General features: G+C 57.9%; 11 protein-coding genes. 3 read left to right on the top strand and 8 right to left on the bottom strand.

The genetic code is table 11. From position 1 onward, the window contains the following. Positions 1–51: 51 nt before the first annotated feature. From ACWUI2_RS13975 to ACWUI2_RS13945, 7 genes are all read right to left on the bottom strand, one after another. On the bottom strand, positions 52–870 hold the full coding sequence (locus ACWUI2_RS13975) for a hypothetical protein (RefSeq protein WP_486983469.1): 819 nt from the start codon (positions 868–870) through the stop codon (positions 52–54). 57 nt (positions 871–927) lie between these two features. Next, positions 928–1,680, bottom strand: a complete 753-nt coding sequence (locus ACWUI2_RS13970; protein ID WP_486983468.1) for a type II secretion system protein — start codon at positions 1,678–1,680, stop codon at positions 928–930. A gap of 56 nt (positions 1,681–1,736) precedes the next feature. Next, positions 1,737–2,546, bottom strand: a complete 810-nt coding sequence (locus ACWUI2_RS13965) for a hypothetical protein (RefSeq protein WP_486983467.1) — start codon at positions 2,544–2,546, stop codon at positions 1,737–1,739. A 246-nt stretch (positions 2,547–2,792) separates the two neighbouring features. After that, on the bottom strand, positions 2,793–3,902 hold the full coding sequence (locus tag ACWUI2_RS13960) for a GntR family transcriptional regulator (RefSeq protein ID WP_486983466.1): 1,110 nt from the start codon (positions 3,900–3,902) through the stop codon (positions 2,793–2,795). 112 nt (positions 3,903–4,014) lie between these two features. Next, the gene (locus tag ACWUI2_RS13955; protein ID WP_486983465.1) at positions 4,015–5,853 is read right to left on the bottom strand and encodes an alginate lyase family protein; all 1,839 of its coding nucleotides are present in this window, start codon (positions 5,851–5,853) and stop codon (positions 4,015–4,017) included. Between the two features lie 58 nt (positions 5,854–5,911). Beyond that, complete coding sequence (locus ACWUI2_RS13950; RefSeq protein ID WP_486983464.1) at positions 5,912–7,105, bottom strand: TolB family protein; 1,194 nt, start codon at positions 7,103–7,105, stop codon at positions 5,912–5,914. Next, the gene (locus ACWUI2_RS13945; RefSeq protein ID WP_486983463.1) at positions 7,089–9,044 is read right to left on the bottom strand and encodes a DUF4838 domain-containing protein; all 1,956 of its coding nucleotides are present in this window, start codon (positions 9,042–9,044) and stop codon (positions 7,089–7,091) included. Before ACWUI2_RS13945 ends, ACWUI2_RS13950 begins: the two co-directional genes overlap by 17 nt. 218 nt (positions 9,045–9,262) lie before the next feature. On the opposite strand from ACWUI2_RS13945, the gene ACWUI2_RS13940 reads away from it, so the two are divergent. Continuing rightward, complete coding sequence (locus ACWUI2_RS13940; protein WP_486983462.1) at positions 9,263–10,504, top strand: hypothetical protein; 1,242 nt, start codon at positions 9,263–9,265, stop codon at positions 10,502–10,504. A 230-nt stretch (positions 10,505–10,734) separates the two neighbouring features. Beyond that, a complete protein-coding gene (locus ACWUI2_RS13935; protein ID WP_486983461.1) occupies positions 10,735–11,520 on the top strand; it encodes an SDR family oxidoreductase in 786 nt (261 codons plus the stop codon). A gap of 235 nt (positions 11,521–11,755) precedes the next feature. On the opposite strand, the gene ACWUI2_RS13930 is transcribed toward ACWUI2_RS13935, so the two are convergent. Beyond that, positions 11,756–12,703 carry a TIGR01777 family oxidoreductase gene (locus ACWUI2_RS13930; protein ID WP_486983460.1) on the bottom strand — a complete coding sequence of 316 codons (948 nt, stop codon included), beginning with the start codon at positions 12,701–12,703 and terminating at the stop codon, positions 11,756–11,758. 93 nt (positions 12,704–12,796) lie between these two features. Here ACWUI2_RS13930 and ACWUI2_RS13925 point away from each other — a divergent pair, with 93 nt between their 5' ends. Then, a complete protein-coding gene (locus ACWUI2_RS13925) occupies positions 12,797–13,474 on the top strand; it encodes a hypothetical protein (protein ID WP_486983459.1) in 678 nt (225 codons plus the stop codon). Positions 13,475–13,477: the final 3 nt, after the last annotated feature.

Below are 13,477 nucleotides of genomic sequence, written 5' to 3'. Positions count from 1 at the left end.
TTCCTCCAGCCCCCTGCCGTCCGGCAGGGAGGGAGGAAATCCAGCCTTCGGTTACCGGCGCAACCGGCGGCGAATGACCACAAGGGCCAATACCCCGAACCCTGCGAACAACGCATAAGCGCGGGGCTCCGGAATAACCGACATTTCGAGGTCCCCGAAAAAGACCTGGCGGTTGTTGGATGCAAAACCGACCCGTGTTCCGACCCGGCCTGCGGTGTAGGTCTCGTCGGTGGCGCTGATACTGCCCAAAAGGGACCAACTGCTCTCGCCTGCATCCCAAATGTGGGCGGTAACCGAAAGCAGACTTCCCACGGCTGAAAAGTCCAGTTTCACGGTGTTTGTCGCGATATTGGAAATCGACATTGAGTTGAGAACGGTCCCCGGATTGAGATGGGCTCCCAATGGATCCCGCGAAATGACCAGTTGATTCTCATTTGAGATTCCCGCCCAATAACCAGTCGTAGCCGTCCTGCTGGTATTGGTTGATCGCATCAAGACTCCGGCGTACATCGATGCCGCTGAACCGCTCGCGACCCCCATCAGGATCGAACCTTGGAAATCATCGAAAATGCTATCTACGCCGGAATACCACATATTAGCCCGGTTCTGATTGGTAACGTCCCTTCGAAAGAGGACTCCATTTGCCGGTGCGCCAGCTGCACCCCACGCCTGGATGCCGCGCATTACGCTAACGTCGCTTACCACATCCGAATTATGGCTCCACCCGGCAGGCAGACCGTCGACGGGTGACTGAAAACTTTCAGACAAGAGTAACTGGGCCGATGCTTCTTGAACCGGCCATAGAACCGCAGCACTGAGCGATAGAATTGATACTAAACGGAGGAAGGGCTTTTTTATTTGAACTTTCATGGTCATTCATCGATTGCGTATGGGTTGTTGTGATGATTAGGGCTTCAAAAGCACCAATCATTGGGTGAAGACGTTTTCAAAAAGGGGCGGCCCCGTTCTCGGGTTGTTCCCAAGGATATTGAGCAGTTCGTCACCATCGAAGGCTTCGACCCGGCCATCGAGAAACGATGCATAAACGCGACCGTTGTAGCGCTTGTCGAGAGGCGGAAAGTAGGTGGTCGTGCTGAAAATAGCTTCCCCTCCTCCGCGTTCATCCCGGCCCGAACGCCAGACGTCGCGAAGAACCATCAGCTGCGACGGATCTGGAATTTGATTGAGATTGACCGGCCGCCGATTCCCGTCCTGCGGCGCGCGCGGCATGGCTCCATAACGATTGGCCCCGTAATTCGTATAATACCAGGGGACCCAGCTTTGAATCGACGGACTGTCGAGTGCCCCTTCGTGCCGGTACCAATCCCCCGCTTTCGGCGCGAAAAAGACCGAGGGATCGCCGATGTATCCCCCCGTAACCAGCAACCGGGTATAAGTGCTTCGCCGCGTGTCGGGCTGACCGGGCAAATTCCGGTCGTCGTCGGCGTACGGAAGCGTGTCGTTGTTCTCCAGGGTGTATGCCAGGAGAGCGACGATGATGGCTCGATGGTTGCTGGCATTCCTTGTGCCGTGCGCCGATTCCCGCACCCGGGACGCTACCGGAATCAAGATCATCGCCAAAATTCCGATGACCGCGATCACCGTCAACAATTCAATGAGGGTGAACCCCCGTCTAACCTTCGCTGCGGCGGGGAAAGCAGCTGAATGATATCGTTTCATAATGCCCGTGTGGAAGGTGACTTCAGAGCGTGTCGCCTAAGATTCTTAAAGTTTCATCATTGCGGTGTCGCCCGATAGAAACGGCGATCGAAACCGCCCGAAGTCAGATCGGTAAACTCGAACACTCCTTCCGCATTGGTCGATTCGATCGCGACATCCTCCCAGTCGGCCAGATCGGTCGACGCGCTGATCACAAAATCCTGATTCGGTTCCCCAAAGACGTTTAACCGAAAGTGCCCCTCGACCGTCATCGGCAGAATTTCGACCCGGAACGGTTCGACGGACTCCACATACTCGGTCACAACCAAGTCCGCGAATAACACCTGCCGGTTGTTGCTGGTGAAGGCCACTCTTGTTCCGATCCGGCCCTGCGTATAGGTGTTGTCCGTTGCGCTGAGACTACCGAGAAAATCCCAATTTTCTGCATCGGCGTTCCACCGCCGGGCCGAAACCGACAACACATTTCCGGCCGCCGAAAAATCGAGTTTAATGGTGTGCGTCGCAATGTTCGAAATCGTCATTGAATTCAGAACGGTGCCGGGATTGAGATGCGCCCCCAGCGGGTCCCTTGAAATGACCAGTTGATTCTCATTCCAAACTCCCGCCCAATAACCGGTTGTGCCCGTACGCTGGAGATTTTGAGCCCGCATGAGAACCCCCGCATACATCGAGGCCGCTGAACCGCTCGCGACACCCATCAGAATCGAGCCCTGGAAATCGTTGAACTGGGGATCCGGATCCACCCCGGCGTACCACATGTTCGCCCGGTTCTGATTGGTCACGTCCCGCCGGAATAAGACTCCGTGGGCGGGCGCCCCCGGCGATCCCCACTCCTGGATCATCCGCGTCACGCCTTCTCCACTCACCTCATCCGAGTTATGCGTCCAGCCAACAGGCAAGCCGCCAATGGGGGATTGAAAGCTTTCGCTCAAAATTACGTCAGCCGCCGATGTTTCCTGAAGCGGCGCTGTAATAACGGCTGCCCCGAGGGCGAAAATCGACAGCAAACCAAGTGGGATACTCCTGACCTCTCTTTTCATGTTTTCTAATGGGTTTTCCGTTGTATTTCGGGTTGGTTTAAAGCCGGGTATCGTTTTCCGGCTCCTTATTTCCTAAAGCTTGGGAACGGCGGATTTTTCCCCCGGTTCATCTTTTTCAGCGGTGGCCAGATCCGGCTCATCAATCGCGATCGGATCATCGATCGACCAGACATCCAGCTTACGCTTGCGCATATCGACAGGACGTCCCGCCAGCAAATCATCCATCATCCGGCACAAAACCCGCGCCTTTTCCATCGAGTCGGCCTCGACATACGCCCAGTTATCCCGTCCACCCCTCGGGCGCCGCCCGCGAATGGCTGCCGAGACAATCAGGAGATCCTCCGGTTGGCGCAATCCCAGGTCATCCATGGCCGTCTGAACCTCCTCGGCAAACGCGGGGGAACCCAGAATCAGGGCATCCGGCTTTTTGCCCGAGGCCCGCCAAAGCCGACGAAAAGAGTCCCAGCCGCCCCCTTTCCAACTATTGTGCCAGTCGGTGCGGATCCATGCCTCCCGGACTTCAAGACCGGCTTCTTTTATGATTCGTTTCACCGCATCCGAATCGGCCGCCTGCTCCGGAAAGAGATACTGCATGGCACAAAACGCGATCTTCCGGCGGCCGTGCTGCCGGGCCACTGACAGTGCCTTGCAAAAAAATGCTTCGAAATCCTCACAGACCCCGTACGGATAATACCGCCCCATGCCAAGCAAAGGGAGATTCAGCTTGTTAACCGCTCCCTCCAGCTCGGGAGAGGGACGACCCGACAGATCGAGTACGCCACTCAGCTTTCCGGCACTCAAATCGCTTAGTAGATCGACCGCACTCAAAGCCGTCGAAGGGTCACCGTTCTCTTTTTGCCCCAGGTAAACCCGGCTTTCGCGTCCCAACTCGGCCAGCGCGGACTGACAGTCCAGAATCGAACCGAGCTCCGCCGATGGAAAGGTCCGGAAATCCAAATCATACAGCAAACCAACAGGGGCCTCCGGCACAATCTGCCTCGACACGAAATAACCGCTCCCCTTGTCCGCTTTCAGCAACCCTTCGTCGACCAACTGAGCCAGCGCCTTGCGAATCGTCGGAACCGATACTCCAAATTCCTTCGCCAAGGCCCCGGTCGAGGGGAGCTTGTAACCGGTCTTCTTCGGAGAACGGAGATGGCGCCGTAAGGCCTCGGCAGCCATTCGGGACGGGGAGATTCGGGGGATTTTCTTATTTGCGAAGGACATGGGCAGATTGGGTTCGCCTGGTTTTATAAAGATAGTCAGTACTTAACAGGATTGTAAAGATTTATTTTCAAGAAATCGTCGGCGGTTTCGGCCAGGCCGATTCCCGAAGTGCCATCAATGAGGCCGGATCGGCCTCCGGATCGGACGTCACGGCGAAGGTTGCGCATAGTCGTCCTCGAAACGAACGGCCATATTTCGCGGTCGGCGTCCGGCGCGCGTCTGTCAGTTCATAGCAGTGGCCCGATTCGGTTGCCCACTCGAATCCGTCTCCCTCGAGCAGGGTCAAAAAAAACCGTTTATTTTCCGCCCCATCCGGACAGATCCTGAAACCGGTTTCCGTCTGCGTCACCCGCCCGGCGGGCAAGCGGAAACGCCACTCGACCGCGTGCTCCTCTTTCGCTTCGAGCGTATCGCGGATCAGTAACCGCCCGGCGCGATCGAGCGCGACTTCACGCGTCCATTTCACCGGATCCGGCAACCGGAGAAAACCGTCCTGACTGGCTCCGAGGCACGCCCATTGCTCCGTCATCCGCACGGGCTGATGCGTGATCGACGGCAACCGGTCCCACTCCCACTCCCCCAGGTAATCGGCATCTTCCTGTCCATCGATCATGAGCGTGCTGTGCGCCATAGACCGCCGGTACCACTGACCGAACCTTTCGTCGTTGTAGGGTCCGGTCCCGCTGTCACAAATCCGGCAACATCCGCCGGCATAAAATATGATTCCTAGCTTCCCCGCATGGGCGTGGGTGGCCTTGCCGACGCAGGTGGACCGCGTGCCGTCAAGCATCACGTAGGCGGCGGCTTCCCCGCGACCGGCTTTCGCCACCGAATACCCAGCCCCTTCGAATACGCGAGCCGTCGGCCGACCGGATTCGGCATCCCCGGCACCGGACATCTGCTCTCCCCAAAAAGCCGCCGCCAACTCCATCAGCGGCCGGGCATTCGCCCGGTACCCGTCGTTCAAGGGCGCGCAGGTCCCGTCCGGCATTACCAGGTGGGCCAGGCTTTCGTGCATCTTCACCATGGCGGCGGTGGAGACCGGCGGTTCGAATCCGTTGCGCTGAGCCAACGCCCACCCTTCCCGGTATTGCATGGCAGAAAGGAGCATGTAACTCGGACTTCCCTCCAGAGACAATCCGTCCGCATCGATCTCCCGGCTGAAATGAAAAGCCAACCGCTCCGCTCCTCGTTTCCGCCATTCACCTGCCCGGTCGCTTTCCCGGAGCACACATCCCAAATAGTACAACGACACCGCCCAAAAGCAGGCATGATTCCCCTCCATTTCCGGCCAGACATCCAAATGGGCCAACAAGACGCGTCCATGATCGTCGAGCAAACCGGCCACTCGTCCGATCTCCTCGTCACTCATGCTTTCCTTTAAAAAGTGAAGCGTCCACAAGAGGTAAAGCGTCCGCGTCGCCGGCTGAAAATCGAACCAGGCGCGAATGTAGGGTCCGGGCGCTCGTCCTTGCGAGGCAAACCGCTGACGTTCTTCCAAAAGGTTCGCCTCCAGGTCCGCCGGTGGGGGATGTTTCTCCATCCAGTCCCACAAATGACGCAGTGCGGTCTCCCGGTATTCCCGTTTGCCCGTCAGCCACCAGGCCCGGGCCAGGCTGGGAAGAATGTAAAGCCGTTGCAGCCACATTGTTTGCTCGATGCTCCCCCAATCGGCCCGCGCCGCAAATTCAAGTCGCCCGAGTTCTCCCCACCGATCCAAGGCCTGTCCGAACACAACCTTCTCGGCGATCTCGAGGTCTCGGAGTGTACCCAAAATATCGATAAAGACGTAGTACCCCCCGCCGTCGAGCGGGAACATTTCAAAGAAGTCGTAGCGTTGGAGCAACCGGTCGTAATCCGGCATTCGCTCTTCCAGTCCCCGGCGAAGCGCGGCTCCTCGTTTCACAATTCCCCCGAAAGTTCCGGGGCCAGACTTCAGGCCATTCTGATTATGAGTCGTCATTTCAGTTCTGCTGTTCGGAAGCGATTTCGCTCAGATCGATCGCATACACCGCCCGATACCCTTCGTGAGTTGAATCGAAGGTGATCCCATTTCCATCAGGGTTCCACCGGGGATGCAGATCGCAGCGGAGATCCCGGATCGGCACCGGCAACGCCGGAAATCGACCGATCTCCCATCCCCGCCGTCGGCCGGTCGAGTAAAGGTAGAGGTGCTGGATCCCATCCGAATCGGGATAGCTGTCGTAAAGAATCGTCGAACCGTCCGGCGATAAACTCATGTGTCCGTCCCGCTGGAAAAATCCTGGATCGACGGCGCGCTTCTCTCCGGTATCGCTCTCCACGAGGTAAAGCTGCTGCCCCTCGGGGCCGTCGCACCAGATTAAGAGCTCCCGGTCATTCTGCCACCAATAATGGGATACGAGGCCAAACGGCATCAGCGGCCGGATCGTTCCCCGTTGCCGGTCGGCGGTGAAGGCAAAAGTCCCCCAGCGCTTGCCGGCGGCATCGGTATTCCGCGCGAGCACAATGAACCGGTCGCCTGATGGATTCAAGGTGACGTGATTGACCAGAATCTTCCGTCCGCCCGGATACCCATCCACTTCCATCGCGGCCTGGATGGTTGCGAGGGAGATCAGCAAACGGGATTCGTTCCGGTCGAGATCGACCACAAAAATTCCGTCGTCGTCCGGAGATAATTCGTCTCGCCGGGGATCCGGACGATTCGCGTAACCGTAGCCGGGGCGGAAGTCGATCAGTCGCTCGAACGAAAACGATAATCCGAAACGGCCATCCCGGCTCACACTGGCCAGGGAACGTTCGATCCGGGACCGGTCGCCGGTGCGGGGATCGAATCGCACCCCGTGACCCGGTTCATCAGGAAGTCCATCATTCCAGAAGAGAGCGTGGTGGCCGCCACCCAGCCATTGAAGAAATGACCCTTGTTGAAAGTTCCAGGTCCGTGTGGTGGCAATCGGATGGAATCCCTCCGGCTCTCCGGCGGGATTAAACCACCCGATCTCGGCCGGATCCGATGCGGTGGGCAACCGGTCGCGAAATCGAACCCGGTGACCAAGGCAGCGTCCGGAGTTGCGAGAAACCGCGGGAAGGTCGTAATAGCCGAAGAAGCAGTGCTGCCCCTCCGGGGAGATCCGGCGCCATGGGAGGTGCCGCGTTTCAATTTCAGGAGGATTGCGCATGTGTATCGCTTGCCAGGTCGTTCCAAACCGCGCGAAGGGAGGCGAGCGGTTCTCCTCGCATCCGGTAATCGCGGTGATAACGCACCCAAAAAAAACTCAGGGTCGGCTCCGATCGCGCCGTATCGATCTGTGCCTCCACCGACTGCCAAAGCCGCAGCAACTGCTGAAGACCGGCTCGTTTCTGTTCCGAATCGATCCATTCCGGATCGCACAGCAGACGTCCCCCGGGGTCGAGCTTCCCAGCTCCCGCCTCGCACCACTCAACCAGGGCCGCCGATGCCGCAATGTAACTGGCGGTGAAGGAGAAGCCTTGTTCGATCAACCGCAACCGGTCGAGGAATTCCCGGCTTTCCGTCAAAATCTCCCGCGCCCGCCGGAGCAGCCCTTCCATTTGCCGCATGAACCCGGCTGGATAAAGCTCTCCTATGTCCGCAAAGCTTCCTCCGCGAGCCGAGGTGTCGCCGGCTTCCATCTCCAGTTCGGACTGGTATTCGTCCCACCTCTGCGCGAACCCATCAAAGTAATCCTGCAACTCCCGGTGAGCCGGTCCGAACGCGGTCCGGCAAAACTCTTCGAACACTTCCCGCCAGTCTTCCCGGGCGTTCCACAGCATTCGACTCAGAACATAAAGATTCGGCGCGCCCGCCCCGAATCCCCATGAAGCCTGCGGACGGTAATACCGAAAGCCTTCCTCATACCACTCGCGCACGGATTCTCCTATCCAGCGGGGAAACAAGCGAATAACACCCGGCCAGGCCCCCTGGTCAAAGTATTCGTAAATGCCCCGGTCGTTTGTCCATCGCTTCAATCCCTTGGCGATGGATCGATCGATTTCCCGGACCCTCCGGTTGCGATACCGACTGCATTGACAACAGAATTGCGCGATGATCATCGGATGCAGTTTCGTCCGTTGCGGCGGGTCGCGGTAAGCACTGTAAACCAGTAACAGCAAGCGCCTGTCCGGAAATTGCTGATACACTCGCTCGGCCACTGCATTGGCGAAGCCGAAGATTCGATCCGTGATGGAACGCCGCGGCATCGCCTCGGTTCCTTCATGGAAGGCCCCGTCATTCCCTTCCTCGCCGGACGGCGCCGGCGGGTCCAGCCGGAGACAGTCGGGGCATTCGCAAAACCCGGCGCCGTCATTCGGGCTGATACTGAGCACCTCAAGCTCGGGACTCTCCCGGAACAAGCGACAGGCATTCTCCGCGACAACCTCGACCACCTCCGGATTCGAGGTGCATGGATGGTTGCCGTGCTTCCCGTTTACAAACTTGTTCTGCCGCGTCCCATTCACCAGTGCGAAATATTCCGGATGGGCTTCCCCGTAGACCCGCGGGTCGAGCAGGCGAACCATCTGGTGCCCGTCTTGCACCCGCCAACCTCCGAAAAGATTCCGCCGTTGCCAAAGCGCGAAGGATTCTTCCAAGGCCGGATCCACCCCGAGTTCGGCCTGCGCCTCCCGGATACTTCTCCATTCCCAAACCGGACCATCGGGCTCCAGTCCACGGAAGACAAAATCCGGCTCGATTTTCCACTCTCCTTCCGGAATCCTGATTTCCTCAAACCTCGGAAGACATTCTCCGGTTGGCCCCGGCCAAACCCATCGGGCTCCGATCCACTCGCGCAACATCCAGTATATCGCCGCCGACCAGCCTCTTTCATCGGAAGCAGTGACACAAACGCGCCCCCCCGCGGCAACAATCTGAAAGGCATCCACCGCGTCGTTCGTTTCACCCGTTCCGAAGCCGCGAAATTCAAGAACTGGATACCCCTTATCGATCAAGGTGATTGTCCGGCCAAGGATCCGGGAAAGGATTTCCTCCAGATCCTCCATCGCCGCCCGGAAATCCCCGGATCCCGGAAGGCGTCCGACATCGAGTGAATCATCGGTAAGCGAAATCCATACAAAAGAACCGCGGGATGATCGAGTATTCATGACAGCGTCCCCACCCGAAACCTCCGCGATCGCATCCGCCCGACGACCTTGGGGGATCCGTTAGAAGTTGCTGAGCAGGGTCCAAGAGACATTGCGAAAAAGGATAAACAATTTCAATCAGTGATTTATTATCCTTGCAAATACTTTACTGGATTGTAAATCTTTTTATTTTCACCAAATCCGAACTCAAATCCGTCCGATTCTCATCCGGCACCCAAATGGACTCGTTACCGTCATTGCAGGTAAACCTCCACGCGCTTCGCGATGTCAAACTAAACGGTTGGGATGAAACAATTGCCGGGAAATGGCACTATCGAGACCTTGCCGCGAATCCGGAATGGCGTCACGGCTGGATCAGCTTTGACGCGATCACGTTCAATCCCGGAGACAATGGCATCTATTGCGGCCTCAATTCCATTGACGGCGATCTCCTTTACCGGTTCCACCCCATCGATCAAACCTTTGTCAGCCTGAACACCCGGCGGTGGACGGATGCCTTTGATTCAAAAATCCACCGGACATTATTACTCAATCCAGCTGACGATTGCTTCTATTTCTCGACGTCACTATTACACGATCTGGACCAGCAAACCGAGGCTCCGGGGGGCAAACTGGTTCGCTACGATTGGCGGAACGACACATACTCAATTCTTTGCATCCCATTTCCTTCTCTATACCTTCAATCAATCGCCTTGGATCCCCAGCGAAGCATCATCTATGGCTTCACCTATCCGGCCGAGTTCTTGTTCCGTTATGATATGACTACCGGGAAAACGCGCATCCTCGGTTATGTGGGAAACGCCTTGCATCTGGCCCAGCCCCACAATTCGGTGGTGGACCGGCATGGATGCCTTTGGGGAACTTGCGCGGAAACGCGGGCTTGGGACGAACGGTCGGGTCCCTGTCCAATAAGGTTATTTAAATACGATCCCGACCATGATCGATTTGTTTGGTTCGAATTTGGCTTGTCTAGAAAATCGGAATGCCGCCAATTAATTCCCGACCCACCCCATGCGAAACTTTCAAATGCCGATTTAAACGAAACTCGGCACAAGGAGGATTATGGTTTTTGCGACAGCATGTCTTACGATGGAGATCGCTATATTTATGCCGGAACAGTAGCCGGGGTTCTTTGCCGAATCGACGTGAAAGATCATCGCGTAGAGAAAATCGCCAATATCATGCAATCCGGCCGGTTCCCCGCGATGAGTTGGGGAAAAGACAATTGCCTCTACGGAGCAGGCGGCATGAAGGGAGAAACAGCCATTTGCCGCTTCAATCCAAACACCGAACATCTGGAGATTTGGGAGGACCTCGTGGATCCTCACAGTGCCGAACGCCCCGCGCGAATCCACGATCTTTGCCTCGACTCCAAAGGAGTGATCTATCTCGCCGAAAACGATAATCACTCCCGCTCCAGTTACCTTTGGTCCGTCCGCCTATCAGATGCCGTGGTTTGACCAACCCATGAGCTAAACTTTTACAATCGGTCGTGAGGCGCCGTCCGATCGATCCATTCTCTATGCGAATCAGAGTTCGCTCAGGTCTCCTCCGCAATTTGGCCCCATCGTCGCCTTGTGAAAGTGCGGAGCAACTGTCCCTGCTTCAGAGATTGCCGGTGACTTCAATTTACCAGCATGTTCCTCCGTTTTCGTTTCGACTCTCAGCAATGAACTCTCATTCTCCCATCATGGCGCTTATCAACCAGTTCGATCTTACCGGCAGCGATATTTGGGTGTTCGGAGGAGCCGGGTACCTGGGCCAACCGACCGTCCGCCTGCTCGCCGAAGCCGGAGCCACCCTCCTTTGCGCCGACCTTGACTCCAAGGCCGCGGATTTCGTCTCCCAGGCCCGGCTTGAGGCGAGCGTGACCCCCGCCAACCTCGACGTCGGCGATTGCGCGGCAACCGAGGGCTTTCTGCAGAAGGCCCTCCAGGAACGCGGAGTCCCCCAAGGCGCGGTGGTCCTTACCTACGGCGCGTCCGGGAAACCGTTGGACGAACTCACTCCCGAGGGATTCGACCAGGTGAATCACGTCGGCCTCACCGCCACTTTCGCCCTATCCCGGACCATCGGCAACGCCATGGCCGAAGCCGGTCGGGGTTCGTTAGTCCTTTTTTCGAGCATGTATGGGACAATCGCCCCCGAACCACGGAATTACCCGCCCCCGCTTTCGCCCAACCCGATCGACTACGGCGTTGGCAAAGCCGGAATCCAAGCAATGACCCGCTACTTTGCCGCCCACTGGGGACGCCGCAACGTCCGATGCAATTGCATCACCCCCGGTCCTTTCCCCTCTCCAGCTCAGCAGAACACAAGTCCGGAGTTCATCCGAAATCTGGCGGAAAAAACACCCCTCGGCCGAATCGGACGGTCGGACGAAATCTCCGGCGCGGTCCTTTTTCTCCTCGCCTCCGCATCCACCTATGTCACCGGCCACACCCTCGCCGTCGACGGCGGTTGGACGGCCTGGTGACCCGTTTTCCATCAACCTGCAATCTGTTCTGCTTCATTGTTCATGCGGGTTGCAGGGCGACAAAATCGGAGGGTTGGCTTCCAGCCGACTTTCTTCTGAAGCCGACGCCGACGCCGACGGCGGACGGCAGGATGCCATCCCTCCCAGTGCAGGGAGGTTTCCCTCTATGATATTCGCCCGGGCGCAGCGGGGATGTAGGCTTCTATGAAATCGGCTCAAAAACGGGGAAAGTGATTCACCCGCCCCTCTCCTTCTTCCCCGAGGTGCGGAGCAAATGTTCGAACGCTTCCGTCAACTCCGCATAGCGAAATCGGAAACCGAGATCCCGCAACCGCGCCGGCACGACCTTCAGGTCGCCGAGAACCGTCTCCTTGGCCATTTCTCCCAAGCTCAATCGTAAGGCGACCGGGGGAACCGCCGCCACCGCGGGCCGTCCGAGAGCTTTGCCCAATGCCCGGACAAACTCCTTGTTTCGCACCGGGTTGGGTGCGACGCCATTCAATACGCCTCGATAACGATCGTCCTCGACCGCCTGCCGCAAAATTCCGGCAATATCGTCGAGCGCGATCCAACTCATCCAACGTTCCCCTTGCCCGATCGGTCCGCCCATACCCGACCGAAACACCGGCAACATCATCGCCAAGGCCCCGCCGCGAGGACTCAACACCATACCGCACCGAATCACCACTTTCCGGATACCGGCCGCATCGACCGGATCAGTCGCGGCCTCCCACTCCCGGCAAACTTCAGCCAGAAACCCGTCGCCCAATTCACTTTCCTCCGTCAGCTCCTCCGACCGCTCGAATCCGTAAGCATTGATTCCCGACATCGACACAAAAACTTCCGGCGGACGTTCCAAATTCGTCACCGTCTCCGCCAGCAATCGGGTTCCCCGCCGACGGCTTTCCAAGATACGTTTACGGCGGTCGGCCGTCCAACGCTTCGCGATCGGTTCCCCGGCGAGATGAACGACGGCATCGACTCCCTCCAAATCCGCCGGGGCGAGTTGTCCCGCTTCCGGGTTCCAACGAATGTCTCCCGAGTCTCCGCGCGACACCTTCCGGACCGTATGGCCCGCCTGACGGAGCAGATCCGTAAGGGCCGAACCAACCAACCCGGTCGCTCCGGTGATCGCGACCACCCGTCCGCTTCGTCCCGTATTTGATCCCCTTTTGTCCGCCATCCGATTCCTTCGTTTCGCTTCCTCTAAAAAATACTCGAATTTCGAGGTAGTCAAAACGGCTTTTTTCCGGTAATTGCCCAACCTTCTTTAAATATGTTCGCTTCGATCCGACGTCCGGCAGGGCTTGGCACCACGCATCGACCGATCCGATTCATTTCGCTCGGTTCATTCGTCGCGGCATTGTTTTGGCTTTTTGCCATCGCCGGTCCGTCCGGCATGGCGACCGACCCGGGGAAAGCCCACGTCTTGCTTTCCCGTCAACATGACCTTCGCGGATTGGTGCTCACTTCATTTTCCGACGCAACTGGAGATCCCGTCGCCCGCCTCAGAATCGACCGGATCTTCGTCGAAAACGAACGCCGCGGATTTCTCCGGATCGGAATTCTCCCGGTCGTCGTCATCCAGGGAGTCCGCCTGCAGTTCCTTTCCGACGAAGCCAACCCCGAGGTGTTGAAGGCGTTCGCCGAAGAGATCGCCCGCGTCACGGACTCGGCCCGCACCGAAGTCCGCGGCTTTTCGTTTGAAAATCAACCGGCCGCATGGCGGATCGAATCGGACCGACTGACGTTTGCTCCGGACAGTTGGCGATTCCCCGGCTCCGCCGTCATTTACGCGGCGGACGGCGCACAAACCGCCCAGCGGGCCGCGATCCATCTCGACGGTCCGGAAGCGGGCTTCCTCGGTTGGACCGATGAATCGGGCCGCCCGTTCCGATGGCCGCTTTCCCAAACTCCCGATCTTTCGTCCAATCTATTTCAACCTAACCAATAACCT

The sequence above is a fragment of the Verruconatronum alginivorum genome (assembly GCF_056590205.1).
Note: the sequence above shows the minus strand (reverse complement) of the source record. Positions and strands in the feature narration are given on the sequence as shown.